This window comes from Bradyrhizobium sp. Leo170 (assembly GCF_004296405.1).
Taxonomy (GTDB): domain Bacteria; phylum Pseudomonadota; class Alphaproteobacteria; order Rhizobiales; family Xanthobacteraceae; genus Bradyrhizobium.
The window spans coordinates 20,281-44,276 of sequence record NZ_PSRR01000004.1 but is presented as its reverse complement, the minus strand read 5'-3'; the positions used below and the strand labels follow the sequence as shown (position 1 = coordinate 44,276).

24 protein-coding genes are annotated in these 23,996 nt (G+C 63.1%); 12 read left to right on the top strand and 12 right to left on the bottom strand.

All coding sequences use genetic code 11. The annotated features are described in order from the left end of the window. Positions 1 to 142: 142 nt before the first annotated feature. Entirely contained in the window at positions 143 to 817 is a 675-nt protein-coding gene (locus tag CWO89_RS01445; RefSeq protein ID WP_130576897.1) for a cysteine hydrolase family protein, read from the bottom strand. A 24-nt stretch (positions 818 to 841) separates the two neighbouring features. Here CWO89_RS01445 and CWO89_RS01440 point away from each other — a divergent pair, with 24 nt between their 5' ends. Genes CWO89_RS01440 through CWO89_RS01420 form a run of 5 tightly spaced genes read left to right on the top strand, consistent with a single transcriptional unit; the run spans position 842 to position 5,850 of the window. Next, positions 842 to 1,216 carry a hypothetical protein gene (locus tag CWO89_RS01440; RefSeq protein WP_130576896.1) on the top strand — a complete coding sequence of 125 codons (375 nt, stop codon included), beginning with the start codon at positions 842 to 844 and terminating at the stop codon, positions 1,214 to 1,216. After that, positions 1,216 to 2,295, top strand: a complete 1,080-nt coding sequence (locus CWO89_RS01435; RefSeq protein ID WP_130576895.1) for a BMP family ABC transporter substrate-binding protein — start codon at positions 1,216 to 1,218, stop codon at positions 2,293 to 2,295. The genes CWO89_RS01440 and CWO89_RS01435 overlap by 1 nt, the downstream gene beginning before the upstream one ends. Before the next feature lie 16 nt (positions 2,296 to 2,311). After that, positions 2,312 to 3,814, top strand: coding sequence for an ABC transporter ATP-binding protein (locus tag CWO89_RS01430; protein ID WP_130576894.1), 1,503 nt, complete (start codon positions 2,312 to 2,314; stop codon positions 3,812 to 3,814). Between the two features lie 22 nt (positions 3,815 to 3,836). Next, the gene (locus tag CWO89_RS01425; RefSeq protein ID WP_207234375.1) at positions 3,837 to 4,904 is read left to right on the top strand and encodes an ABC transporter permease; all 1,068 of its coding nucleotides are present in this window, start codon (positions 3,837 to 3,839) and stop codon (positions 4,902 to 4,904) included. Positions 4,905 to 4,914: 10 nt separating this feature from the next. Continuing rightward, positions 4,915 to 5,850 carry an ABC transporter permease gene (locus CWO89_RS01420; protein WP_207234374.1) on the top strand — a complete coding sequence of 312 codons (936 nt, stop codon included), beginning with the start codon at positions 4,915 to 4,917 and terminating at the stop codon, positions 5,848 to 5,850. A 160-nt stretch (positions 5,851 to 6,010) separates the two neighbouring features. Here CWO89_RS01420 and cutA read toward each other — a convergent pair whose 3' ends face one another. The 5 genes from cutA to CWO89_RS01395 all read right to left on the bottom strand — a co-directional run bounded on the left by cutA (position 6,011) and on the right by CWO89_RS01395 (position 11,695). After that, positions 6,011 to 8,404: an aerobic carbon-monoxide dehydrogenase large subunit gene (gene cutA, locus CWO89_RS01415; protein WP_130576892.1), complete on the bottom strand. Its 2,394-nt coding sequence runs from the start codon at positions 8,402 to 8,404 to the stop codon at positions 6,011 to 6,013. After that, entirely contained in the window at positions 8,404 to 8,931 is a 528-nt protein-coding gene (locus CWO89_RS01410) for a (2Fe-2S)-binding protein (RefSeq protein WP_245475635.1), read from the bottom strand. Before CWO89_RS01410 ends, cutA begins: the two co-directional genes overlap by 1 nt. After that, a complete protein-coding gene (locus CWO89_RS01405; protein ID WP_130576891.1) occupies positions 8,931 to 9,809 on the bottom strand; it encodes an FAD binding domain-containing protein in 879 nt (292 codons plus the stop codon). The genes CWO89_RS01410 and CWO89_RS01405 overlap by 1 nt, the downstream gene beginning before the upstream one ends. 137 nt (positions 9,810 to 9,946) lie before the next feature. Beyond that, positions 9,947 to 10,711 (bottom strand): alpha/beta fold hydrolase, encoded by a 765-nt coding sequence (locus CWO89_RS01400; protein WP_130576890.1) that lies wholly within the window; start codon positions 10,709 to 10,711, stop codon positions 9,947 to 9,949. A 12-nt stretch (positions 10,712 to 10,723) separates the two neighbouring features. Beyond that, a complete protein-coding gene (locus CWO89_RS01395; RefSeq protein WP_130576889.1) occupies positions 10,724 to 11,695 on the bottom strand; it encodes an isopenicillin N synthase family dioxygenase in 972 nt (323 codons plus the stop codon). Positions 11,696 to 12,068: 373 nt separating this feature from the next. Here CWO89_RS01395 and CWO89_RS01390 point away from each other — a divergent pair, with 373 nt between their 5' ends. Beyond that, positions 12,069 to 12,428 carry a BA14K family protein gene (locus CWO89_RS01390; RefSeq protein ID WP_245475633.1) on the top strand — a complete coding sequence of 120 codons (360 nt, stop codon included), beginning with the start codon at positions 12,069 to 12,071 and terminating at the stop codon, positions 12,426 to 12,428. A 69-nt stretch (positions 12,429 to 12,497) separates the two neighbouring features. Here the strand turns inward: CWO89_RS01390 and CWO89_RS01385 are convergent, their stop codons facing one another. Both CWO89_RS01385 and CWO89_RS01380 read right to left on the bottom strand, forming a co-directional pair. Continuing rightward, positions 12,498 to 12,710, bottom strand: coding sequence for a hypothetical protein (locus CWO89_RS01385; RefSeq protein ID WP_130576888.1), 213 nt, complete (start codon positions 12,708 to 12,710; stop codon positions 12,498 to 12,500). 348 nt (positions 12,711 to 13,058) lie between these two features. Further along, the gene (locus tag CWO89_RS01380) at positions 13,059 to 13,505 is read right to left on the bottom strand and encodes a baeRF12 domain-containing protein (protein ID WP_130576887.1); all 447 of its coding nucleotides are present in this window, start codon (positions 13,503 to 13,505) and stop codon (positions 13,059 to 13,061) included. Here CWO89_RS01380 and CWO89_RS47505 point away from each other — a divergent pair. Then, complete coding sequence (locus tag CWO89_RS47505; RefSeq protein WP_245475632.1) at positions 13,482 to 13,931, top strand: hypothetical protein; 450 nt, start codon at positions 13,482 to 13,484, stop codon at positions 13,929 to 13,931. The genes CWO89_RS01380 and CWO89_RS47505 overlap by 24 nt on opposite strands. Before the next feature lie 37 nt (positions 13,932 to 13,968). On the opposite strand, the gene CWO89_RS01370 is transcribed toward CWO89_RS47505, so the two are convergent. Continuing rightward, positions 13,969 to 14,919, bottom strand: a complete 951-nt coding sequence (locus CWO89_RS01370; RefSeq protein WP_130576886.1) for a c-type cytochrome — start codon at positions 14,917 to 14,919, stop codon at positions 13,969 to 13,971. A 259-nt stretch (positions 14,920 to 15,178) separates the two neighbouring features. Between CWO89_RS01370 and CWO89_RS01365 the strand changes: the two genes are divergently transcribed. Continuing rightward, on the top strand, positions 15,179 to 16,105 hold the full coding sequence (locus CWO89_RS01365) for a catalase family peroxidase (protein ID WP_130576885.1): 927 nt from the start codon (positions 15,179 to 15,181) through the stop codon (positions 16,103 to 16,105). A 30-nt stretch (positions 16,106 to 16,135) separates the two neighbouring features. Here CWO89_RS01365 and CWO89_RS01360 read toward each other — a convergent pair whose 3' ends face one another. After that, positions 16,136 to 17,062 carry a helix-turn-helix domain-containing protein gene (locus tag CWO89_RS01360; protein WP_130576884.1) on the bottom strand — a complete coding sequence of 309 codons (927 nt, stop codon included), beginning with the start codon at positions 17,060 to 17,062 and terminating at the stop codon, positions 16,136 to 16,138. A gap of 736 nt (positions 17,063 to 17,798) precedes the next feature. Here CWO89_RS01360 and CWO89_RS01355 point away from each other — a divergent pair. The 4 genes from CWO89_RS01355 to CWO89_RS01340 all read left to right on the top strand — a co-directional run bounded on the left by CWO89_RS01355 (position 17,799) and on the right by CWO89_RS01340 (position 21,547). Continuing rightward, positions 17,799 to 18,752 (top strand): helix-turn-helix domain-containing protein, encoded by a 954-nt coding sequence (locus tag CWO89_RS01355; RefSeq protein ID WP_130576883.1) that lies wholly within the window; start codon positions 17,799 to 17,801, stop codon positions 18,750 to 18,752. A 102-nt stretch (positions 18,753 to 18,854) separates the two neighbouring features. Further along, complete coding sequence (locus tag CWO89_RS01350) at positions 18,855 to 19,172, top strand: hypothetical protein (protein ID WP_130576882.1); 318 nt, start codon at positions 18,855 to 18,857, stop codon at positions 19,170 to 19,172. A gap of 123 nt (positions 19,173 to 19,295) precedes the next feature. Continuing rightward, on the top strand, positions 19,296 to 20,501 hold the full coding sequence (locus CWO89_RS01345) for an NAD(P)/FAD-dependent oxidoreductase (RefSeq protein WP_130576881.1): 1,206 nt from the start codon (positions 19,296 to 19,298) through the stop codon (positions 20,499 to 20,501). 89 nt (positions 20,502 to 20,590) lie between these two features. Beyond that, positions 20,591 to 21,547: an MBL fold metallo-hydrolase gene (locus CWO89_RS01340; protein WP_130576880.1), complete on the top strand. Its 957-nt coding sequence runs from the start codon at positions 20,591 to 20,593 to the stop codon at positions 21,545 to 21,547. Between the two features lie 184 nt (positions 21,548 to 21,731). Here the strand turns inward: CWO89_RS01340 and CWO89_RS01335 are convergent, their stop codons facing one another. After that, the gene (locus CWO89_RS01335) at positions 21,732 to 23,009 is read right to left on the bottom strand and encodes a cystathionine gamma-synthase family protein (protein ID WP_130576879.1); all 1,278 of its coding nucleotides are present in this window, start codon (positions 23,007 to 23,009) and stop codon (positions 21,732 to 21,734) included. Between the two features lie 170 nt (positions 23,010 to 23,179). Next, positions 23,180 to 23,950, bottom strand: a complete 771-nt coding sequence (locus CWO89_RS01330) for an SDR family NAD(P)-dependent oxidoreductase (RefSeq protein ID WP_130576878.1) — start codon at positions 23,948 to 23,950, stop codon at positions 23,180 to 23,182. Positions 23,951 to 23,996 lie beyond the last annotated feature (46 nt).

The following is a 23,996-nucleotide window of genomic DNA, read 5'->3' as shown; positions in this document are numbered from 1 at the left end:
AGTCTGATTAACATGACCTCATTGCGGTGTCTACTGTTCGGGACGGTGAGTCTGCATGGGTTGGGCCAGGGCCGAGGGGCAAAAGCGCAGAGCGGCCGGCGGCCGCGCTTTTGCTTCTCCTGATGCACCGCGCGGTTTCAGCTCAACGGCCGCGCCATTCCGCAAGCAGGTCGGCGGCGTCGGTCACGATGCCAAGATGCAGCGACACCATCTTGAGCGCGGCATCTTCCATCTCCTCATTGGTGCCGCGCACCAGATCGCGCAAGACAACGACGCGATAGCTGAGATTGCTGGCATCGAACGCCGCGTTGAGGATACAGCAATCGGTCATGCCGCCGTCGAGCACCACGGTGCGCACTTTCATCTGCCGCAGCAGAAAATCGAGATCGGTAGCGAAGAACGGCGACAGCCGCTTCTTGCCGGCGACGATCAGGTCCTGCGGCTCCACATGGGTGACGAATTCGGTCCAGCGCGAACCTTCGATCGCATGCGCATCGGAGTTGGGGATCGCGCCGACATAGAGCGGAAAGGTGCGCCGCCACGCCGAGGGAATGCCGGCGATGTCGTCGACCCCGCCCTTGCGCAGCACCGATTTGACGTGGATCACCGGCACGCCGATCGCGCGCGCCGCGGCATGGAACTGATCGATCGGCGCGACGATCTCTCGCGCGCGCGGCGCGGGACAAGGACAATCCGGCGTATCGGCCAGATGTCCCTGGTGCATGTCGACGGAGATGATCGCGGTCCGCGAGGCCTGCGTGAAATCCTCGAACCCCTGCGACAGCTCGCGCTTCGCACCATACACATAAGCCTTCATCACGCCTCCTATCGCCGAAGCAGTTTGCCGTTCCGCGCCAATGCACGCATCGATCACAGCGCATCGGCGGCCGCCAAGCAATATTCAAGCCGCGAGGAGGCGCTCGCGCAAACGCGCGTCAACATCAATCACACATCAATTTTCGTTTGCGCCTTGCGCGCGACCGGATGCCGCCGGGCAACACAATGGAATGTGCGAGCCGAACGCAAGCTCGCTTCGCTCATTCCTGCGCGCTACCGCACGCGTCGCGCGACGACAAGGATGCAAGGGGACTGCTCATCGATTGGCTCGACGGTGACTAAACAATTGGCGTGCTATTTTTTCCAACAATGCGAAGATTTTTTCGGAACCCGTCCTGAACGGTCGACAAATTTTCGCACATCGAGAGGATCTGCGTGATGCGCTGGACTACAATTCCTGTTCTTGCCGTTGCCCTGATAGGCGGCGCGGCAGCCGCCTATGCCGCCGGGTTCACACTCCCGGCGCCGGCCAAGATCGCGTTCCTCTATTTCGCCGACAAGACCGACGGCGGCTGGACGCAGGCCTATGACGAGGCGCGCCCGAAGATCGAGAAGGAAGTCGGCATGCAGATTCCCTTCGTCGAAAATGTGCCTGAGGTTGCGGGACAGATCACGCCGGCCGCGGAGCGCTTCATCCAGCGCGGCTACAACGTGATCATCGGCACCGCATTCGGCTATTCCGACACGTTCAAGGAGCTGTCGCAGAAATATCCGAAGGTCGCGTTCCTCAACGGCTCCGGCACCACCAACGGCCCGAACCTCGAATCCTTCTACGGCCGCACCTATGAGAGCCAGTATCTCTGCGGCATGATCGCGGGCGCGATGTCGAAGTCCGGCAAGCTCGGATTCGTCGCCGCGCATCCGATCGGCCCGGTGAACTGGACCATCAATGCCTATGAATTAGGCGCGCAGAAGATGAATCCGAAGGCCACGGTGACCGTGATCTTCACCGGTGCCTGGAACGATCCGGTCAAGGAACGCGCCGCGGCGCAGGCCATGGCCGACCAGGGTATCGACGTGATCGGCCAGCATGTCGACACCCCCACCCCTCAGATCGTGGCGCAGGAGCGCGGCATCTACGGCACCGGCCACCATCGCGACCTGCGCGAGTTCGCGCCGAAGGCAACGCTGTGCTCATCGGCCTGGACCTGGGAAAAATTCCTCGGGCCCGAACTGAAGAAAATCGCGGCAGGCAATTGGGAGCCCAATCCTTATGGCGCCTTCCCCGGCATCAAGGATGGTGGCACCGACATCGCCTGCTGCAACAGCGTGGTGCCGAAGGAGGTCGTCGACAAGGTGATGGCCGAGCGCGACGCCATCATCGCCGGCAAGCAGATCTTCGCCGGTCCGATCAAGGACACCGCCGGTACCGTCCGCGTCGCCGAAGGCAAGTCGCTCGACGATGCCGGCTTCTGGAAGATGGACTGGTTCGTGCCTGGTGTCATCACCCAGAAATAGGCGAGCATAGCTTCTGATGAATTCGGCCCTGCAACTTGCCGGGATCAGGAAATCCTTTGACGGGGCTCTGGCTCTCGATGGCGCGTCCTTCGAGAGCCGCTCCGGCGAAGTCCATGCCCTGCTCGGCGAAAACGGCGCCGGCAAATCGTCGCTGATGAATGTCGCCGCCGGTCTCTACGCGCCGGATGCCGGATCGATCTCCATCAATGGTGCACCGATCTCGCTGAGCGGACCTGCCTCGGCCCGCTCTCACGGGATCGGCATGGTGCACCAACACTTCAAGCTGGTAAGACCTTTCACCGTGGCCGAGAACGTATTGCTCGCCAATCCGCAACCGCATTTCGCTTCCGGCCTGCGCGACATCCGCGACGCGATCAAGAAGCAGGTCGATGCGCTCAAATTCTCCATCGATCCCGATCGCCGCATCGACAGCATGACGGTGGCCGAGCAGCAGCAGGCCGAGATCGTCAAGGTGCTGGTCGGCGGCGCCAGGATCCTGATCCTCGACGAGCCGACCGCAGTGCTGACCGACGCCGAAGCCATCGGCCTGCTCGAGATCGTGCAGCGATTGGCGCGATCCGGCACGGCGGTCGTGCTGGTGACGCACAAGCTGCAGGACGTGAAGCGCTACGCCGATGTCGTGACCATCATGCGCGGCGGCAAGACGGTGGCCACCCTCGATCCCAGGCAATCGACCGCGGAAGAATTGACCGAGCTCACCGTCGGCCAGACCTCGGCTCTGCCGGAGCGGACGCCACACCAGGGCGGGCCAACGCGGCTCAATGTCGGCGCCCTCACCTATACGCGCGCCGACGGCCGGACCATGCTCAATAACACTAGCTTCTTTGTGCGCGCCGGAGAGATCTATGGCATCGCCGGCGTCAGCGGCAATGGCCAGGCCGAGCTTGCGGAAGCGCTGATCGGCGCGATCGAGCCCTCCACCGGCGAGATCTGGGTGGATGGCGCCGGCGACATCAGCCATGCCGGCCCGACCAAGCGGCGGGAAGCTGCGATCGCCGCGATCCCCGCCGACCGCTACGCCTACGCGCTCGCCGGCAGCCTGCCGATACAGGACAATCTTGCGGTGGCGCAGATCCGCTCCGGGCGCTACGGCAGCATTGTCAGGCTCGATCGCACAGCGATGCGCCGCGACGCCATCGCGGCAGTGAAGGATTACGACGTGCAGGGCGTGCGCAGCGTCAAGCAGAAGGCTTCACTCTTGTCCGGCGGCAACGCGCAGAAGCTCGTCATCGCCCGCGAGTTCAGCCGCGAGCCGGACGTCGTGGTCGCGCACAGCCCGAGCCGCGGTCTCGATGCGCGCGCTTGTGCCGCAGTGCATCAACGCCTGATCGCAGCGCGTGAGCGCGGCGCCGCCATCGTCCTGATCAGCGAGGACCTCGACGAGATCCTGAGCCTGTCCGACCGCATCGGCGTGATGACCCGCGGCGCGATCGTCGCCGAATTCGAACGCCCTGCGGACCGCCAGGCGATCGGCCGCGCCATGGTCGACCATGCATGACATCTCGCGCCGAGCCGAACCATTGACCCCCGTAACCTCGCGCGGCTTCGGCCGCCTCACGCTCGACGTGCGCCAGAACCTGCCGGCATGGAAACAGGCGGTGTTCGTCGGATCGTCGCTGATCCTCGGCCTTGCGATTTCGGTCGCGATCCTCGCGGTGGCCGGCATCCCACCCTTGACGCTCGCCAGCGAGCTTGCGGGCGTGCTGACCGCGGAGAACCTGCGCGGCGTGCTGATCCAGGCCGCGCCGCTGATCCTGGTCGGCTTGGGCGCAAGCCTCGCCTTCCGCATCGGCTTCTGGAATCTCGGCATCGAGGGCCAGATGGTCTTCGGCGGCATCTTTGCCGCCGCGATCTCGATCTATGACATCGGCCCGCCGGCCACGCGGCTGATCCTGATGGGAATGGCCGCAGCACTCGGCGGCGCGCTCTGGGTGCTGCTAGTCGTGTTCCTGAAGCTGCGCTTCCGGGTCAACGAGATCATCGCGACATTGCTCCTGAATTACGTGGCGATGTATTTCCTGTTCCACCTGCTCTACGGCGCCTGGCAGGACTCCAAGACCGCGTTCCCGCAGTCCACGCCCTTTCGTCCCTTCGAGCGGCTGACCGATATCGGCTATGGCGTCAACACCGGTCTGTTGATCGCGCTCGGCGGCGTGCTCGCAGCCGGCTGGATGATCCATCTCAGCCGCATCGGCTTCTACACCCGCTTCATCAGCGCCAATCCGCGCATGGCGAAAGTCGTTGGCGTGCCCGTGCAGACGGCGACGATCTGGATCATCGCGATCTCCGGCGCCTGCTCGGGGCTCGGCGGCTTCGTCAATGTCGCCAGCCAGGAAGGCCGGCTCACGCAATCCTTCGCCAATGGCTACGTGTTCTCCGGCGTGCTGATCGCCTTCCTGTCGCGCAATGATCCGATCGTGGTCGCAATCGTCGGTTTCCTGATCGCGGTGCTCTTCATCACCGGCCAAACGCTGCAGGTATTCTACCAGATCCCCTTCACCATGGTGCAGATGATCGAAGCGATCATCGTCATGACGGTTGCGTCGTCGGAATTCCTGATCCGTCACCGCATCAGGTGGATACGTTGAGAGGACAGCTGTGATCGATTTCCTCGTCAACTGGCTGGCCAACGCTCCCGTCACCGCGGTACCTTACGCGCTTGCGGCGCTCGGCCTGATCATCGCCGAACGTTCCGGCGTATTGAACCTCACCGCGGAAGGCTTGATGCTGGTCGGCGCGCTCGCGGGCGCGGGCGCCTGCCTCGCGCTCGGCGGCTATCCGGCGGTGGCGCTCGTCGCCGCGATGGTGGCGGCGAGCGCGGTCTCGCTCTTGTTTGCGGTGCTGGTGGTGGTGCTGCGCATCAACCAGGTGATCGCGGGACTGTCGGTGGTGTTCTTCTGCCAAGGCTTTACCGGCCTCGTCGGCACGCTGGCGAAATGGCAGAACAAGCAACTGACGGGCCTTGCGCCGCTGAAGATCTGGCCGCTGTCGGAAATCCCCGGGATCGGGCGCATCTTGTTCCAGCAGGATCCGATCGTCTATCTCACCATCCTGATCTTCTTCGCTGTCAACTTTCTGCTGTTCCGCACGATGCTCGGATTGCGGATCCGCTCGGTCGGCGAGAACCCGGGCGCCGCGGACGCCGCCGGCGTCAGCGTCACCTTGCATCGGATCTTCGCGATCGTCGCCGGCTCCTCGCTGATCGGCTTGGCCGGCGGCTACATCTCGGTCGTCAGCGTCAAGCTATGGGTGACCGGGATGACCGGCGGCCGCGGCTGGATCGCGGTGGCGCTGGTCGTGTTCGCGCGCTGGGCGCCGTGGCCCGCACTCGCCGGCGCGCTTCTGTTCGGCTGCATCGAGGCGCTGATCCCGCAAATCGCAGCGGCCGGCATCCGCGTGCCGCAATATCTGATGCTGATGACGCCGTATCTCGCGACCATCGCCGTCATGATCTGGGTCGGCACCAAGGATTCCGGCATCACGCAGGAGCCCGGCGCACTCGGCCAGCCGCATGTGCGCGAGGAGCGGCGGTGACTTCTCTCTCCCCGCCCTTGCGGGGAGAGAGTCGGGGTGAGGGGCTGGTTCCGCGATGACGGTGGGACCATGATGCGCGGAGACTCCCCCTCACCCGGATCGCATCTGCGATGCGATCCGACCTCTCCTGCAAGCGGGGCGAGGTATATAGCGGAGCCGCTTAGTACCCGACCTGCTCCAGCGCGTGCGAGATCATGTTCGGCGAGAGCGGCACCTGGTGGAATTTCAGCGCACCAAATGGACGCAGCGCGTCCTCGACGCCGGAGGCGACGACCGCGCCGACCGCGATGCAGCCGGCTTCGCCGACGCCCTTGACGCCCAGCGGATTGAGCGGCGTCGGCGTCTCCAGGTGCAGGATCGAGACGTTGGGAATCTCGGTCGCGTAAGGCACCAGGAAATCCATCAGGCTGGCATTGGCGAGATTACCGTCGGCCTGGTAGTCGAGATGCTCGTAGAGCGCGCCGCCGATCCCCTGCGCGATGCCGCCGAGCACCTGCCCCTCCACGATCATCGGATTGATCATGTTGCCGCAATCGTGGATGCAGACATACTTCCTGATCTTCACCGTGCACAGACCGGGATCGACTTCGATGATTGCGCCGTGAACACCATAGGCCCAGGTCGATCGCGACGGGCTGTAATAGTCGGTGGCTTCAAGTCCCGGCGCTTGGCCGTCGGCAAGCGGCGGGCCATCATGCTTGCTCGCTGGCGCGAATTGTGTCGCCGCCTGCGCGGCCTTGTTGAAAGCGTAACGTAAGGGATTGCTCGCAGTTGCGATCGCCGCCAGCGGCGCAAAGCGGTTCGAGCCCTTCACCCACGCCGCAGAGTCGCGCAGCTCGATCTGGTCAGGGTCGACATCGAGCATGTTGGCGGCGGCTTCGATCACCTTCTTGCGGACAGTGAGCGCGGTCTTGTGGATCGCGTTGCCACTGACGACGGCGGCGCGGCTCGCAAAGGTCGCCACACCCCAGTCGAACGCCTTGGTGTCACCCTCGACCACGATAACGTCCTGCGGGCTGACACCGAGCTGATCGGCGACGATCTGCGCGAACACGGTGTCGTGCCCCTGCCCCTGCGTGCTGAGACCGGTGTTGACATAGACCTTGCCGGTGATCGGATGAATCTTGACGTGGCCTCCCTCGTAGGGACCGAGGCCGGTGCCTTCGACGTAACAGGCGAGCCCGAGCCCGAGATAGCGTCCCTCGGCGCGCGCCTTCGCCTGCTCGGCGGCGAAATTCTCCGCGCCAAGCTCGGCCGCGGCCATCGCCAGCGCCTTGCCATACTGGCCGCTGTCGAGCGTGACCTTGAGCCCATCCGCAAACAGCAATCCGTCGCGCTCATAGGGAAACTGGTTCTCGGCGATCAAGTTGCGGCGACGGATCTCGAAACGGTCGAGCCCGAGTTCCTCGGCGAGCTGATCCATCGCGCGCTCGATGGCAAAGCAGGCCTGTGGGCGGCCGCAGCCGCGATAGGGCGTCACCTGCACGGTCGGCGTATAGACCGCCTTGAACTCCACGAAGATGTTGGGGATCCGGTACGGGCCCGCGATCGAGGTGGAGGCGACCTGCGCCACGGCGATGCCATAGGGAATGAAGGCGCCGGTGTCGTGCAGGAAGAAATCGCGCAGCCCAATCACCTCTCCGGTCCTGAGCGCGGCGAGCTCGATGGTGTGGATCTGGGTCCGCTCCTGCGAGGAGCCCAGGAAATTCTCGCGGCGGTCCTCGATATATTTCACGGGGCGCCCAAGCCGCATCGCCGCCATCGGTACCAGGAGCTCGTCGGGATAGAACAGCAGCACCTTCTGCCCGAAGCCGCCGCCCACATCGGGGGCGATGACGCGGACCTTGTCCTCATCGAGCTCGAACACGGACGCAAGCCCGCCGCGCACCGAGATCGGCGCCTGCGTGCCGTCCCATACTGTGAGTTCACCGGATACCGCATCCCAGCGCGCCGCGACCGCGCGGCATTCCATCGGCGCTGCTGTCGAGCGGTCGACCTGCACGGTGATCTTGGTGACGTGCTCAGCGCGTGCAAAAGCGTCGTCCGGATCGCCGCTGGTCTGGATGAAATGCGCCGCCAGATTGTTCGGCACGTCGGCATGCACAAGCGGCGCGTCGTCGGTCAGCGCCTTCGCCAGATCCATCTCGAGCGACAATGGCGCATACTCGACCTCGATCAGGGCTGCGGCATCTTCCGCGGTATAGCGGTCGACCGCGACCACCATCGCCACCGTCTGCCCGACATAATAGACATCGCCCCGCGCCAGCGGACGCTGGGTCTTCGGATTCTTCATCGAAGGGTGCGGAATCAACAGCGGCATCTCGACGTCGAGCGCGCCGATATCGTCGCTCGTAAAGACCGCCGCAACGCCCGGATGGCGCTTCGCCGCCGACGTGTCGATGGAGACGATCTGCGCCCGCCCATGCGGGCTGCGCAGGAAGGCGACGTGCAGCGCATCCGGCAGCGGAATGTCGTCGACGAAGGCGCCCTCGCCCCGCAGCAGCTTGGGATCGACATTGCGCTCGACGCGCGCTCCGAACTGGCGTGTCGACATCAGGCCCGTCCGAGCAGTTCGGCGGCGCGGCGCACCGCAGCGATGATGTTGAGATAGCCGGTGCAGCGGCAGAGATTGCCGGAGAGCAGATCCCTGATACCCTCGTCGGAAAGATCAAGCTTTCCCGGCTCCTCGAAGCGGGCGACGATGTTCATCACCATGCCCGGCGTGCAATAGCCGCATTGCAGGCCGTGGCACTCCTTGAACGCCTGCTGCACCGGATGAAGCGTGCCGTCAGCGGCGGCGACCGACTCGATGGTGCGGATATCGTAGCCATTCGCCTGCACCGCCAGCGTCAGGCAGGAGCGGCCGGCCCTGCCGTTAAGGAGCACCGTGCAGCAGCCGCAGACACCGTGCTCGCAGCCGACATGGGTGCCTGTCAGCCCCAGTTCATGTCGCAGGAAGTCGCTGAGCAGCATGCGAACGCTGACGCTGCGGCTGACGGCCTCGCCATTGACCGTCATCGACACGTCGACTTCGGCATCGGCCGAGCGGTCGGGGATCGCGGCCTTCATCGTTCGCGCCATCAGGCGGTCTCCATCTGCGTGGCGCGTTGCGCGGCCGTCGTCACCATCCTGCGGATCAGCGTGCCGAGCGCCCTGCGGCGATAGGTTTGGGACACATGCGTCTCGTCAGGCTGCGTCACGGCCGCAGCGGAAGCTGCCACCGCGGCGTCGAGATCGGACGCACCGAGCACCGTGCCCGTGAGGGTATTCTCCGCCTCGTTCAGGCGCACCGGCGTATCCGCAATGCCGCAGGCCGCAAGCTGCACGCGCGACGCACGGCCGCCATCATCGAGCGACAGCACGCAGCCGACACCCACAATCGCGTAGTCGCCATGACGCCGCGTCACCTCGTCGAAGGCCCATCCCGCTCCTTTCGACAGCACCGGAAAGCGCGCCTCGGTGATGATCTCGTCCCGCTCGCGAGCGGTGGTGAGGAACGATTGAAAGAAATCCTCGGCCGCAATCTCGCGCTGCCCCGACGGCCCCTGCGCGATCACGGAGCCTCCGAGCAAGACTAGCAGCAGCGGCATTTCCGCGGAGGGATCGGCGTGGCAGAGACTGCCCACCACCGTGCCGCGGTTGCGGATCGGCACATGGGCAACATGCTGCATGACCTCAGCGACCAGCGGATTGACGCGCGCAACCTCCGCATCGAGTTCGAATTCGCGGTGACGCGTCATCGCCTTCACGACGATGACGTCGGCGCCGACCTCGATGCCACGCAGATCGGCCACATGCTGGATGTCCACCAGCGTGGACGGATTGGCGGCGCGAAAATTCATCGCTGGCAACAATGTCTGCCCGCCGGCGAGCACGACTGCATCGGGATCGCCGGCCAGAATGCTGATTGCTTCGTCGATTGATGTTGGCGCCTGGTAGCCAAAGATGGAGGGCTTCATCTGATCTGTTCAGCTCGCCAAAACTGCGGTCAGGATAGGTTGCGCGAAAACGCTGTCAACGAAGTGAAATGAGCACCATTTGCCTACAAATGAAGCATCGATCTGCCGTCGCGATTGAAGCGCGGTCGCAAAATCCGTCACAGCGTGCGGGCGTGCGCGGCGACCGCCTTCACGAACAGCGCAACCAGCTCATCCGGCTGCGAGAGCTGCGGCGCGTGGTCGCTGTCGAGGCCATAGACTTCGAGGCACGGCGACAGCTCCTGCATCTTCCGCTGCAGCGGCAGGTGCACCGAGCGATCCTCGCGCGCCTCGATATAAACGCGCGGCACGGTGCCGAAGCACTCCGGCGACAGCTTCAGTTGCGAGCGGCGGCCACCTTCGGGCTGCGGCGTCAGGCGACGCGCCGCGGCCTCGGCCAACGCGCGATCCGCCTTCTGGTAGAACACCTCGACCGCGGAAGCCGGGTCGATGCGCGACAATAAACCTGCGTCATCGTAGGTGACACGCGCATGCGCGCCGCGCATCCATGGCTCAAGATAGCGCTCGTAGAACTGCAGCACGGACATCCCGTCAGGAAGCATGAACGCGCAGAGGAAGACCGCGAGCGCGATCCGTTCGGGCCGCAGCTCACAGGCCTGCGCGGCCGCCGTGCCGCCCATGCTGTGCCCGACCATGATGATCGGCCCCTCGGTCCTGTCGATGATGTTGACAACATGCGCAGCGTAGCGGTCGAGGTTGACCTGCTCGGGTGGCAGCGGGTTGTGGCCGTTGCCCGGCAGGTCGACGGCGACAGCCTCGTGCCCGAGCGCTTTCAGGCGCGGGACGATGGTCTCCCAGGCCCAGGCGCCCTGCCAGGCGCCGTGGATGAGGATGAAGGTGTAGCGCGGGGATGGAGCACTCATGGCGACGACCGACTACTTGTAGGTCCGCTTGTACATCGCGCGCATATGCTCCTCGACCGTGATCGGCGGGTATTTCGGCTGCTCGCCCGGTGCAAGGCAGGTCGGGATGCATTCGACCGTGTGCGCGTAATTGCCGGTGTAGAAGAACGGCACCGAATAGCGCTCGCGGCCTGATACGTTGACCACGCGATGGAGCGTTGAGCGGTATTTGTCGTTGGTCCAGCGCGCGATCATGTCGCCGAGATTGACGACGTAGGTGCCAGGCACGGGGTCGGCATGGATCCAGCCGCCGGTTGCCTGGTCCCAGACCTGCAGGCCGCCGACATCGCCCTGGCGCAACAGTGTCAGCCCGCCGAAATCGGTGTGCGCGCCGGCGCCTTTCTGATCCGGATTGCCGTTTGCAGGCTGCGGCGGATAGTGCAGCAGCCGCACGGTCGCCATAGCGTCGGTGCAATAACCCTCGAAATAGTCTTCGGGCAAATCGAGCGACAGCGCGATGCCGCCCATCATCCGCGCCGACAGGTCCAGCATCACGTTGAGATAGGCTTCCATCACCGGCTTGAAGTTCGGCCGCGACGACGGCCACTGGTTGGCGCCGTGATTAAACATGCCGGCGAGCACGCGCGGATCGTCACGCGTATGCTCGGGCCCGACATAATAGCCTTCCTTGAGGTCGGGCGGCGCGCCGGGCTCCAGCGTCTGGCCCTGCAGCGGCTCGTAGCCGCGATTGGCCTTCGAGCGCGACTTGTCGACCTCGGCCTTTATCTCGGGCGATAGATCGAAGAAGGCAGCAGCCTCGGCGAAGACATCGGCGATAAGCTCTTCGTCGACGCCATGGTTCGAGATGTAGAAGAAGCCGTTGTACAAACAGGCGGCGCGCAGCTTGGCGGCAACCGCCTTGCGATCCGACAGGTTTGGCGACGATAGGCCGGAGATATCGATCACCGGCAGACTGGACTGCGAAACCCGTGCCGCTTCGAGCATGTTGATTACCCTCCTTCGCGTCCGCCTCACGACCATGAAGCGCCACCCTCGCCCACAGCATTTAGGTAGCGCGGCAAGCGCGATCACGCGCGCTGAAAGTTTCGGCAAAAATTGGCGTTTTCGGCCCAAAAAAGCATCCGAAGGCGAATCGGATCACACGGCAGAGATGCAACGGAGCCCTTCATATTCGCACGTGAGGGCCGACTGATCTTGTGATGACCGCAGGGGCGGAATCTTGTACTGGGAGTTAACGCTTCGCTGACTCTCTGTCGTCGCGAGCGGGAAGTCCCGGGAACCGTTCGGCAGCACGGCCGTTGTGTTCCCAACTAAACAAGAAAAGGAGCAAGCCGTGAACATGCGTAGGATTTTCTTGATGGCCGCCGCCACAGCGCTGACGATATCGGCATCCCTACCTGTTCGAGCCGCGCCGATGATGCCGTCCCCGATGGTACAGGAGTCTTCGGCACAGCAGGTGCAATACCGCCGCTGGCATGGTGGTCCCGGTTACCGCCATTATGGTTACGGCCGTCGCGGATATGGGGGACGAGGATACGGAACCGGCGCGGCCGTGCTTGGCGGACTCGCCGCCGGCGCCATCATCGGCGGTGCCATTGCATCCAGCCAGGCACAAGCCGCAAACGCCCAAGCTTACTGCGCGCAGCGCTTCCGCTCCTATGATCCCGCCTCGGGCACCTATCTCGGCAACGACGGTTACCGCCATCCCTGTCCGTAACGAGGCTTAGCCCCACACAAGCGTCATTCCGGGATGCGTGCATAGCACGCAGGCCCGGATTCGTGCTGCCTACGACGGAAAGTCAGCCGGCTCCACCTCGAGCCGATCGGCGTGCAGGGTCCAATCACGAACCCCGTGCATCTCGCAGAATTTCTGCTTGGCAACGTCCACTGCTTGCGCGTCGTCCGGGACGTCGAGGTCCACCGTGCACTGGCAGATGTCGCCGACCTGGCCGTTCTCGCCGAGCACATTTTTGTAAAATCGGGCAATGAAGCGCGCCATCCGCGTAGCTCCTCTTTTCCTCTGCTAGCTGAGCCAGCCCGCGAGGCCTCGCGTTGATCTCGCGCAAGCCGAATAGGCGATGACCCGAAATTGCAGCGCAGATCCCCACCAGGCGCGGAACCACAGGTGGACGCCGTCCTCCATGCCCGAACTTTCCGCTTTCAAACGCGGCGGCATCAAAGCGCGGTGTGATTTTCGGAACGATGGGTCCGTGAGACCAGACGATTTCCGAGCGACGCTTGGCCACACTGCATCACGCCGCTTTCGAGGAACAGAGGACATCATTTTCTCCCGCAGAGGCGCGTGAGAACACGTTATGCATCAAGATCAGCGGGCATCACCCGCGGATCATCCAACCAGATGCCTTTCGATTTCGCCGACAGGATGCTTGGTGAGATCCTTGTCGAACTCAGCCAGGATATGCCGTTTCACGTCAGCATGAAAGGCAACTCGAAGCTCCGCCAGGGTTCGCGGCGGGGCCACGACGACGAGGGCCTTTGCCTTGCCGCTGCGGATGACCTGCTCGGCGGCCGCCGCCACCTGTCGCGCGAACCGGTGCTCTTCGAGATCATGCCAGTCCACCGGCTCGACCGTACTTCGCTGCCCCGAACCCGGCTTCTTCGTGCGTCCGGGCCGCTCGCTGCCCTGATCATGGGTCGAGGGATTTTGCTGCTCAAAGACTCGCTCGGTCTTCAGATTGGGGAATTTCTCATCGCCCTCGTTGCGGAGGAACAGCGCTTTCCGCCCGTCGCCCACGAATACGATGGCGTCATGCGGAATCTTGAGTTTGCCCATGATGAAGCTCCGGTACTTGTCCTCAGTCTGCCGAACGGCGCGAAACGTGGTCGTAGCTGCACACGATTCGACAACGACAGCAGGCTATCTCGGTACCATTCTCCGCGGTTTGTTCTGGATCAAACCATCCGGATGCATCGCGCGTCATATAACGGCACCGGGCCGTGGGGGCATTTCGCCTCCGCGGGCCAAAACCTTGCGCTAGATCAAATCGTCCGATTGCAGATCTTCGACAAAGAGCGGATGAGACATTTCATCTTCGTCTGCCCCAATACCCATCTCAACGTTCAGCACAGCCTGGACGAGGAAGATAATACCGATCAGAACGAATTCACGGCGGTAAGCTGCCCCGCCTGCACGCGACTGCATTTTCTCAGCCGCAAGACCGGCCAATTGCTGGGCGCGGATTCGAGCCCGAAAAACTAGCCCTCATTCTAAGGATGCGAGCGCCGCACGGGGTTGTTCAGGCTGCGGGCAGATGCGTCAGATACTCATAAACGGCGCGAAGGTCGTCATCTTCCATCCTGCCGATCGGCTGCCACGGCATCTGATTGCCGAGGGTGTGACCGTTCGGATCGACACCGGTCCTCATGGTGGCGACGAACTCCTGGAATTTCCAGCCCTTTACGACATTGAGGTCGGGCCCTAGCGGCGCGAGCTGGCCGGGTTTGCCGCCGGTCAGATCCTTGCCATGGCATTCGCGGCAGTCTTGATACGAAATGAGATATTCACCGTATCGCGACGTGGGACCTTTTGGTGGCGCGGTAACATGTTCTGTTGAGACGGGCTTGCCCGTTGGCAGCATGCCCGCGCCCAACATCGCGATGCCCAGCGGGGTGAGACGATCGGCCGGATTTATCGTCTTTTCTCCCAGAGCAGGCAGACTGCGGAGATAGGCAATCACCGCTTTGGTGTCCTCGTCGCTCAGCTTTCCGGCATTGGTGTAGGACATGATGACAAGCCAGCGACCGTCAGGATCGACCCCGTTGCGAATGGCGCGGAAAATATCGCCGTCCGACCACCGGCTTAATTGCCCGACCGGCGTGAGGTTGGCGGCTATAAACGAACCGATCGGCAACGAGATATCCTTGCCGAGATCCCCGCCGCCGGTGAGCGTGTCGGTCCTGGTATGGCAGCCGCTGCAAAAGCTGTCCGCGATCGTCTGGCCGCGCCGGATTTGCTCCGCGGTCCCCGCAACCTTCAAGTCCACGCCTGGCGCACTGCGTGCGTGCAGCTTGAACAGTCCGATGGTCAGCAGCACGCTGATCGAGAAGGCAATGACGGAAGCCAAAGCCGCCAAACCTGCTCCGCCCCATTTGACAATTGGTTTCTTCGATCGCCAGCCACGAATACTTGAGCATGCCAGCAATCCCGCGATGACGACCAACGCCGCGGGCTCGAGCCATTCGAACATCCTGTATTGCCCCAAAAATCAAAATCGATGCGTTGGACGATGAAATGTCGGCCACTGCAGACGCTATGGGGCAAGCGATACGAAATAATTTCGAGACCGGCCTATCGTGTTACAGGTGTAACGTGCGCGACGACCTGCCCCTCTCGTCAGCGATGGCTAGTAGCAGCAGGATCGGACAAGGGACAGCCGCTTTGGGAAAGACACCGGACCGGTACGTCGCCTAGAACTCGTATTGAACACTCAAAGCCAAGGTCCCGCCATGTCCCGGTTCCCAACTGGCGCGGCCACGCCCGCGTCCATCGTCGATGCCCTGAAAGCGGTAGCTGGCGATCCGCCAAAGGTGCGCGCGAGCTTTGCCAAGGGCCGTTGCGTTCGCGGCACCTATGCCCCGTCGGATCGGGCGGCGGAGATTACGAAATCCCCAAGTTTCACCAGACCGTCGCGCGTGCTGGCGCGCTTCTCGGTGGGTGGCGGCAATCCTAACGTCGCGGATACAAACAACCTCGTGCTGCGCGGCTTCAGCTTCAGGCTTGGCGACGATCGCCATCGCTCGGATATTCTCGTGGAAAGCGCTCCGGTGCATTTTGCAAGGACGCTCGACCAGATGCAGGCGTTCCTCAAGGCGCGGATTCCGGGATCGGACGGCAAGCCGGATATGGCGAAGGTCAAGGCGTTCTCCGCCGCCAATCCCGAAACGCTGCATCAGGCAAACTACATCGCCGCGCGTCCACTGCCCGGGAGTTTTGCCGGCACGACCTATTGGGGAGTGCACTGCTTTCCCGCAACGAATTCGAAGGGCGAGACGCGATTCATCAAGTTCATGGTCGTTCCTGTCGGCGGAGACATCACGCTGACCGAGGACGAGGCCAAAGCGAAGTCCGCCGACTTTCTGCATGGTGACCTCGAAAACCGGATCGCGGCAGGCGATGTCCGGTTCAACGTGATGGCGCTGCTCGACCGTCCCGGCGATCCCACCATGGACGTGACCATTCGATGGCCGGATGAGGACAATCGCGAAGCGGTGCGGCTGGGAACGATCGTCATCACCGGTCCTGAAGCGAATGATGCGTGCGACGCGTCCATCTTCGATCCAGCAAATCTCGCCGAAGGCATCGGCCATCCGCCGGACGAGATCTTTGCGGCGCGCCACGCCGCCTACACCGTCTCACTGGCGAAGCGTCGCTGATCGGACGAGGCGCCCGGTATTATCCTTAAGTTACTTCTCGTCCGGGGCGCTGAGCGCTTCGCGACGCCACGCTCCCGGGCTGACGCCGACCACGGACGAAAAGACCCGCGTGAAGTGGCTTTGATTGGCAAAGCCGGCCGATATCGCAACCTCGGACAGCGGCAGGTCGCGAACAGTCATCAACTGCTTGGCCGCCTTCACGCGCTGGCGAAGCAGCCACTGGTGCGGCGGCAGGCCGGTGGAGATGCGAAATGCGCGTGAGAAATGACTGACCGAGAGGTCAAACTCCGCCGCGACTTGCTCCAATGAAATCTTTCCGGCGAGGTCGGATTCGAGCCTTTCGCAGGCGCGCTTCTCCTGCCACGGGGCAAGACCGCCGCGGGCCGGTTCGGTGGCACGCTTCAGTCCGCCATAGGTCTGGGCGACGTGCGCGGTGAGCGCGAGCATCATGTGATCGACGAACAGCTGGTTGGTCTCGTCCGGCCGACGCAGTCCTTCCACAAGCGACGCACCGAGATGACGGACGACCGCGTCGTCATGGCCGATACCCGGCTCGTAGGCGAGTTCACCAATGAGCGGTGCGCCGGCCTGCCTGGCGATATCGTCGAGCGCCGCGCGCGGCAGATAGAAAAAGATGGAGTGGAACGGCTTGTCGATCACGTAACGGGGATTGCGCTTCAGGTCGTACAGATAGGTTGCGCCACCATCGACATCCGTCTTGATGACGCATCGTCCGCGCTCCCAGCACTCGCAGTCCGGGTAGTCGCGAAACTTGAGGCTGACGAGATAGGCATCCTCAGAAGGCATCGAGCCGGAAAGACCTGGCACGGGATCATCGTCCCGGGTTTCAGTCACGGCGAGTTCGGCGCTGCGCAATGTACGCGTGACCAGCGAGGGCGCCTCCTTCAGGCGGAAGCGTCGCCCGAGCCTCTGACCGTAGGCGCCCGCCTGTCTCATATTGGTTGACCTCATCAATGGAATTGGACCATGCGAGTCATTGTCGTCCGCGAGGCCACGCTGGCAGTATCGAGGATCAGTGAGCCACTGTCCACGCTCGCCCGGTGAATGCGTAGCCGTCCTGACAGCATACCGGACCAATCACGACAAAATGAATTTCAAAGCGATTTCAATTTGATTCGACCCTTGCGGCTTGGTCGCAAGAAACATTCCGCCCGACGAGGTGGCAAATCACGGCGCGATTCCAGCGTGCGTTTGTGAAAGAGCCGACAGCGCCCCCGACCGAGAGCGGGAAACGACTCGCTCAACGACCTTGTTCAACAGCGGCAAGACGATGGCGTTCGCGGCACATGATTACGACTTTTGTCGCATGAAAGCGCGCTACTGCGTCGCTTGGCCATCTCGATCAGAAGTTCGGGCGACAAATCACAAAGTGTCGCAATGGCGCGCTTGGAGCAGGATCTGGCAAAGCATGGCCGCTTTGGGAAAGACGCCGGACTTTTACGGGCCTTAGAACCCATACCGAGCCTCGAACCCAAGAACGGCGCCAGACCGGAGAGCAGAAGCGTCAGTCTATCCGCTGAACCTGCGAGACTAGACTCGCTGCGCGATACCCTCGTGCAGCACCTTCCAACATCATTGGAAGCATACGAGAGGCACTGGCTCCACGCCTCATTGTCCCACGACACGGCTGCGCGCAGTGAGCGCATGGCCTTTGGAATGCGAGCATACGCCCATGAGTAAGCCGATTTTGCGCGATCCACTGCAGGAGAGCCCGCGAGCCGCATCTGAGGCGCGCCAGAGCAACGTGCCGATTGCCGATGGGCGTCCTGCCGATGTGGAGATGGCCCGTGTGCTCGGGACCGCGCCTTTCCGCATGGCGTTGGATCCCTCCGGTGCCGGGATCGCCCACTGGAAACATGAACCATTGCACGACGTCGTCGAGCCCATGACCGACCACGTCATCATGGCTTACAACGGCTCGATGCAGCGCATGGAGCGGCGGTCAGGACGATCGGTTGCGATTGGAACATTTCGTCCTGGGGTCGTGATAATCATTCCGGCCGGCTCAAGCTCCCGGTGGGACATTCCGAAACCTGTTGATGTCGTTCAACTCTATCTTCCGCCCGCAACGCTTAAGCGCGTTGCCCGCGAAGCCGACACCGCCACACCGAGCGATCTCCTGGAGCGAACGGCGCATCCCGACCCCATTACATCCCGATTGCTCTTGAGCGCGGCCGATTGCCTGGAGGGCAATGGGGCCCTGGATGCGCTGTTCAGGCAGCAACTCACGAATCTTCTGGCCACCCGCCTTCTGGCTGCGCACACGGGCTCGCCAACCACGTTTCAGCCGACCATGGGTGGGCTGCCGCCGAAGGTCCTGCTCCGTGCCATCGAGCGGTTGCGCTCGGACAGCGACGCGGACGTCTCTCTTGCTGCGCTTGCATCGGACGCTGGCCTGTCGCGCTTCCATTTCTGCCGTGCCTTCAAGGAAAGCACCGGGCTTTCGCCTCACGCCTGGCTGCGCCAGTACCGGCTCGAGCAGGCAATGAACATGCTGCGCAACACTGACGAATCCGTCGTGTCGGTCGCAGCGGCGCTTGGCTACGCCTCCCAGACCGCCTTCGCGGCGGCGTTCAAGAAGCTGACCGGCGAGACTCCAAGCGATTGGCGACGACGCATGCGCTAGCAGCAATCGCTCTGCAGGTACGGCAATCGCTCTGGGGCAGTCGCAGATCAGGTTCGTTACATCATCACCGTGCCCACGCCTACAAACGGACGGAGAGAAGCGATGGCCTGGAAGGATTTCGGCAGCTCACTTGCAATTACACGGCGACGCAGAGTCGTCGCGACCGCACTTGTGTACGGACTTTCATTGACCGTTCGCTTCACCTCGGCAGCGGGCGAGGAAACGGAAGCTTCGGCACAAGCTGCGCAAAGCACCAGCCCAATGATTTCCGGCGCCCAGATATTCTACAAGGACTGGCCTCCAAAGCCCGCTCTGCCGATCGCCTTTCAACTCGGCTGGCCGCTGGGTTCGAGAAGCTGCCGCGCGGCATGCGAGAGCGCCATGCCAATGTCGTCACTGCTGAATTGCCCCGCACCATAAGCGGCGACCATCTTCGTTTCACGTCTTCGCGGCGTCATCGATCGCAACAAGCTTTGCCGCCAATGGCAAGCGGCGACGACGCGCGCGCACGTCTAGGAAAACCCAACCACAGGAGAAGATCATATGAGACTTGTCATCATCGGCGCCGGCTTCGCCGGCATGTATGCTGCACTTTCCGCTGCCCGTCTGCGCGACATCCAGGGCGTTTCGCCCGAGGATTTGGAGATCGCGCTGGTTTCACCAGAGCCGACGCTGGTGGTTCGCCCGCGGCTCTACGAACCGAAGCCGGAGACCCTGACGGCACCTCTCCTCGATGTCCTCAACGCGATCGATGTTGTCTATGTGCAGGGCAGCGCCGAGACGGTCGACACCAAGTCTCGCACCGTGCAAATCGTCACGGCCAAGGGCGCACGAAAGACGCTCCCCTACGATCGCCTGGTCATGGCCACCGGCAGCCGGCTGTTCCGTCCGAATGTTCCTGGCCTCGCCGAGCACGGGTTCAGCGTCGATCAGCTCAAGGACGCGATCGCCCTCGACCGGCACCTGCGTAGTCTCGCGGATCGGCCGGCATCGAAGGCGCGCGACACGGTCGTCGTTGCCGGCGGCGGCTTCACCGGCATCGAGGCGGCCACGGAGATCCCCACACGACTTCGTGCGATCCTTGGCGAGGAGGCCACGCCGCGCGTCATCATCGTCGATCGAAACAATGCGATCGCCCCGGATATGGGCGCGGGTCCCCGCCCCGTCATCGAGGACGCACTGCGCAAGTGCGGCGTGGAGACCCGGCTCGGCGCCGGCGTCGCCTCGCTCGACAAATCCGGCGTCACGCTTTCCGATGGAGAACACATCGAAACCGCGACCGTGATCTGGGCGGCCGGCATTCGCGCCGCTCCGTTGACCGCGCAGATCCCCGCCGAACGCGATAATTTCGGCCGACTGCTTGTCGACCGCGATCTGCGCGTGCCGTCGGTGGCTGGCGTCTTTGCCACCGGCGATGCCGCGAGAGCTGCATGCGACGATGTCGGCAACTACGCGCTGATGTCGTGCCAGCACGCGACGCGGATGGGCGCCTTTGCCGGCCACAATGCCGCCGCCGAGCTCCTGGGAGTCCCGACCAAGCCATATCACCAGAAGGCCTACGTCACCTGCCTCGACCTCGGCGAAGCAGGTGCCCTCTTCACGCGCGGCTGGGAACGCAAAGTCGAAATGGTCGGCGAGCAAGCAAAGAAGACCAAGCAGGATATCAACACCGTCTGGATCTATCCGCCGCGAGCTGAGCGTGCCGCTGCGCTGGCGTCGGCCGATCCTGAGCGGGTGACTGACCTCTGAACACCTCACCAGCATTGACCGCGATTTCCACGCGGGAAGCACGCTCGCCCAGGATCGAGCGTCAAGATTGAACGCAGGAGTTTTCGAAGATGAACCAGATGATCCGCAACACTCAGCAGGAGACGAACATGAGCTTAGACACGACCGCACACTCCGTTCGATCGGGGCCAGAAGAGTTGGTATCGTCGCGCTACGCGCTGAAGGTCGGCGAGATTGACGTGCTGGTGGTCAGCGATGGCGTACTACCGCTGCCCACCAAAATGTTAGGACACAACGCCGACCCGGCCATCCGGGCGGCCTGGCTGAATGACATGTTCCTGCCGCCGGACGCTTTCGACTGGGCGCTGAACGCGGTCGTGGTGCGTAGCGGCGGTCGGACCATCCTCATCGACGCCGGACTAGGGGGCGACCCGGACTTGCACTTGCCGCGGGCCGGGCAGTTGATCAAGCGACTCGACGCCGCCGGCATCGATCTTGCGTCCGTGACCGACGTGGTGCTGACCCACATGCACATGGACCACATTGGCGGGCTGCTCGTCGACGGGGTGAAGGACCGGCTGCGTCGGGACCTGCTGATCCACGTGGCGGCCGCCGAGGTCAAATTCTGGGAGTCGCCCGATTTCTCCCACACCGCCATGCCGCCGGGGTTCCCGGACGCGCTTCGGTCGGCCGCCAAGCGGTTCACAAAAGAATACCACAACCAGCTGCGGCAGTTCGATGAGGAGCACGAGGTGGCGCCGGGCGTCGTCATCCGTCGCACCGGCGGCCACACCCCCGGGCACAGCGTGGTCCGCCTGGCGTCCGGCGGCGACGCGCTGACGTTCGCCGGCGACGCCGTGTTTGCGGTCGGGTTCGAGCAACCCGACTGGCACAACGGTTTCGAGCGCGACCCCGAGGAGGCGGCGCGCGTTCGGGTCCGTCTTTTGCGGGAACTGGCTGAGACCGGCGAGATGCTGGTGGCCACCCACCTGCCATTCCCGTCCGTCGGTCGGGTCGCGGTGGACGGCGACGCGTTTCGTTGGGTACCGGTCTTCTGGGACTACTGACCGCTTGTTGGCTTAAATCCGAACTAGGGCGTGTGCTCACAACGTAAAGAGTTCACGCCCTAGCTCAATACGTCGCGACCACTGGCCGCCGAAACCGAAGCGATAGTCTATGCCCGCTTTGATCACATCGAACTTTTGGTCGATGTCCAACTGCTTGGCTGCCGGCGGTCTCCAGACCGACCACCTATGCCGCGATCAAGGCTTGCGCGATGTCTGCAATCAGATCGGAGGGGTGCTCGATACCGATGGACAGCCGGATCGTGGAGTCGAGCACGCCTATCCTTTGGCGGATGTCGGCCGGGACGCCCGAGTGGGTCATGGTTGCGGGATGGCTGGCAAGCGATTCGGTGCCACCCAGGCTGACCGCTAGTTTCAGGATTTGCAGCGCGTTCAGAAATTTGAATGCAGCGCTTTGGCCGCCGACAATATCGAATGAAAACGTGGAGCCTGCTCCGCTGCATTGCCTCGCGAACAGACGGCCGGCCGGGGAATCTTCTGCGTGGTGGGCAAGATAATGGACTCGCTCCACTTTGGGATGATCGCGCAGATAATCCGCCACGAGGTGCGCATTTCTGTCGGCCTTTTCCATCCGCAGGCTCAGGGTTTCGAGCGACCGGCTGATCATCCAGCAGGAATGGGGATCCAGTTGGGTACCGATCGCCCCTCGCAACGCCCTGATGTCCTTCATCAGGGCCTTTGAACCGAGCGCAGCACCGGCGATCAGGTCGGAATGGCCACCGACATATTTGGTCAGCGAGTACAGGGAGAGATCAGCGCCATGCTCGATCGGCCGCTGAAACAGCGGCCCGAGCAACGTATTGTCGCATGCGACGATCGGCGTGTGGCCCTGGACCTGGCCGATCAGCTCGGCGATACGGCGGATCATCGCGATATCGACCAGGCCATTGGTGGGATTTGCCGGGGTCTCGATGAAGATCATCGTCACTCGGCCGCGGCGCATGGCGTCCTCCGCCGCGTGCCTGACCGCGGCCTCGTCGAGACCATCGGCGAAGCCCACGGCGCCGATGGAGAGCTTTGCAAGCGTGTTTGCAAACAGTGTTTCCGTCCCGCCATACAGCGGTTGCGAATGCAGGATCACATCGCCGGGACGTGCAAAGGCCAGGATCGTGGTCGAGATCGCCGCCATGCCGGACGAGAACAGCGCGCAATTCTCCGTACGCTCATAGACAGCGAGCCTGTCCTCCACGATCTCGCTGTTGGGATGATTGAACCGCGAGTAGACCAGGCCCGCGCCCATCCCCTCGGGCGGTTCGCGCCGGCCCGCAACGAAATCGAAGAAGTTCTTGCCATCCTCCGCGGTCTTGAAGACGAAGGTCGAGGTCAGGAAGACCGGGGGTTTGACGGCTCCCTCCGACAATTGCGGATCGTAGCCGTAGTTCAGCATCAGCGTTTCCGGGTGAAGAGTGTGGTTGCCAATGCGGGTCTTCGACGGTTTCACCATGGCCTGCCTCGCTCCTCTTGGGGGAACATCTTACCCGGCGCCTGTCTACGGCGGTATGAAGGTCTCCTATGGCTATAACGCCAGAATGGCCAGATCGAGCCCGTCGATGCGGGCATAATTCGGCGGATGGCACAATCGAAGCCATCCGCTCTCGTCCTGATCGTCAGAACTCAGCGAGCCGTGAATCCGCCATCGATCGGAAGCGCAACGCCGGTCACGAACGACGCTTCATCCGATGCCAGCCAAAGGGCCGCATGCGCGACCTCCTCCGCTTTGCAGAGTCGTCCCATCGGGACGGACGCAAGCAGGCGCGCCTGATTGGCGGCGGCCTCGGCAGGGTCACCCGAACGCCCCGTAAATCCGGTCTTCATGGGCGTATCTGCAAGCCCGGGGCAAATGACGTTGACGCGCACATTGTCCGCGGCAAAGCATTGCGCCAACGACTTGGTCAACCCGACCACCGCGAATTTTGCGGCCGAATAGACCGGACTGAACATCGAGCCGACCAGGCCCGAGACGGATGCCGTGAAGATCAGCGATCCACCGCCCCGCTTGCGCATGTGGCCGATCACTTCGCCTGCCGCCAATGTAGCGGACGTAACGTTGAGCGCCATCGCGGTTTCATAGGCCGCCAGATCGAGATTCTCCACGCCGGCCGGGCCGGGAATTCCGGCATGAGCCCACATCACGTCGATGCCGCCCAGCAACGCCGCCGCATCGTTCACCGACCGCCGCGCCTCTTCCGGCCGCGACAGATCCGCCTGAACCGTTTCGATGGAGTGCCCAATGGCGCGCATATCCGCGGAGAGCTGTGCCAGCGCATCGCGGTTGATATCGACGGCGACGACATTGGCCCCTTCCCTCAGGAAGATCTCCACACCGGCACGTCCCATTCCGGATGCAGCAGCCGTTACCACCGCGAGCTTGTTCGCCAAACGCATGATCGTCTTCTCTTCTTGTTGGATTTAACGAGAGGTGCTGTGCTTG

Bases quoted from the DNA above. Each gene is read 5' to 3' on its own strand.
- cutA (WP_130576892.1), bottom strand. From the start codon at position 8,404: ATGTCGACACGCCAGTTCGGAGCGCGCGTCGAGCGCAATGTCGATCCC.
- CWO89_RS01400 (WP_130576890.1), bottom strand. From the start codon at position 10,711: ATGAGTGCTCCATCCCCGCGCTACACCTTCATCCTCATCCACGGCGCC.
- CWO89_RS01345 (WP_130576881.1), top strand. From the start codon at position 19,296: ATGAGACTTGTCATCATCGGCGCCGGCTTCGCCGGCATGTATGCTGCA.
- CWO89_RS47505 (WP_245475632.1), top strand. From the start codon at position 13,482: ATGCGGAATCTTGAGTTTGCCCATGATGAAGCTCCGGTACTTGTCCTC.
- CWO89_RS01410 (WP_245475635.1), bottom strand. From the start codon at position 8,931: ATGGCGCGAACGATGAAGGCCGCGATCCCCGACCGCTCGGCCGATGCC.
- CWO89_RS01405 (WP_130576891.1), bottom strand. From the start codon at position 9,809: ATGAAGCCCTCCATCTTTGGCTACCAGGCGCCAACATCAATCGACGAA.
- CWO89_RS01380 (WP_130576887.1), bottom strand. From the start codon at position 13,505: ATGGGCAAACTCAAGATTCCGCATGACGCCATCGTATTCGTGGGCGAC.
- CWO89_RS01430 (WP_130576894.1), top strand. From the start codon at position 2,312: ATGAATTCGGCCCTGCAACTTGCCGGGATCAGGAAATCCTTTGACGGG.
- CWO89_RS01330 (WP_130576878.1), bottom strand. From the start codon at position 23,950: ATGCGTTTGGCGAACAAGCTCGCGGTGGTAACGGCTGCTGCATCCGGA.
- CWO89_RS01385 (WP_130576888.1), bottom strand. From the start codon at position 12,710: ATGGCGCGCTTCATTGCCCGATTTTACAAAAATGTGCTCGGCGAGAAC.
- CWO89_RS01370 (WP_130576886.1), bottom strand. From the start codon at position 14,919: ATGTTCGAATGGCTCGAGCCCGCGGCGTTGGTCGTCATCGCGGGATTG.
- CWO89_RS01390 (WP_245475633.1), top strand. From the start codon at position 12,069: ATGGCCGCCGCCACAGCGCTGACGATATCGGCATCCCTACCTGTTCGA.
- CWO89_RS01355 (WP_130576883.1), top strand. From the start codon at position 17,799: ATGAGTAAGCCGATTTTGCGCGATCCACTGCAGGAGAGCCCGCGAGCC.
- CWO89_RS01340 (WP_130576880.1), top strand. From the start codon at position 20,591: ATGAACCAGATGATCCGCAACACTCAGCAGGAGACGAACATGAGCTTA.
- CWO89_RS01365 (WP_130576885.1), top strand. From the start codon at position 15,179: ATGTCCCGGTTCCCAACTGGCGCGGCCACGCCCGCGTCCATCGTCGAT.
- CWO89_RS01360 (WP_130576884.1), bottom strand. From the start codon at position 17,062: ATGAGACAGGCGGGCGCCTACGGTCAGAGGCTCGGGCGACGCTTCCGC.
- CWO89_RS01395 (WP_130576889.1), bottom strand. From the start codon at position 11,695: ATGCTCGAAGCGGCACGGGTTTCGCAGTCCAGTCTGCCGGTGATCGAT.
- CWO89_RS01445 (WP_130576897.1), bottom strand. From the start codon at position 817: ATGAAGGCTTATGTGTATGGTGCGAAGCGCGAGCTGTCGCAGGGGTTC.
- CWO89_RS01435 (WP_130576895.1), top strand. From the start codon at position 1,216: ATGCGCTGGACTACAATTCCTGTTCTTGCCGTTGCCCTGATAGGCGGC.
- CWO89_RS01350 (WP_130576882.1), top strand. From the start codon at position 18,855: ATGGCCTGGAAGGATTTCGGCAGCTCACTTGCAATTACACGGCGACGC.
- CWO89_RS01335 (WP_130576879.1), bottom strand. From the start codon at position 23,009: ATGGTGAAACCGTCGAAGACCCGCATTGGCAACCACACTCTTCACCCG.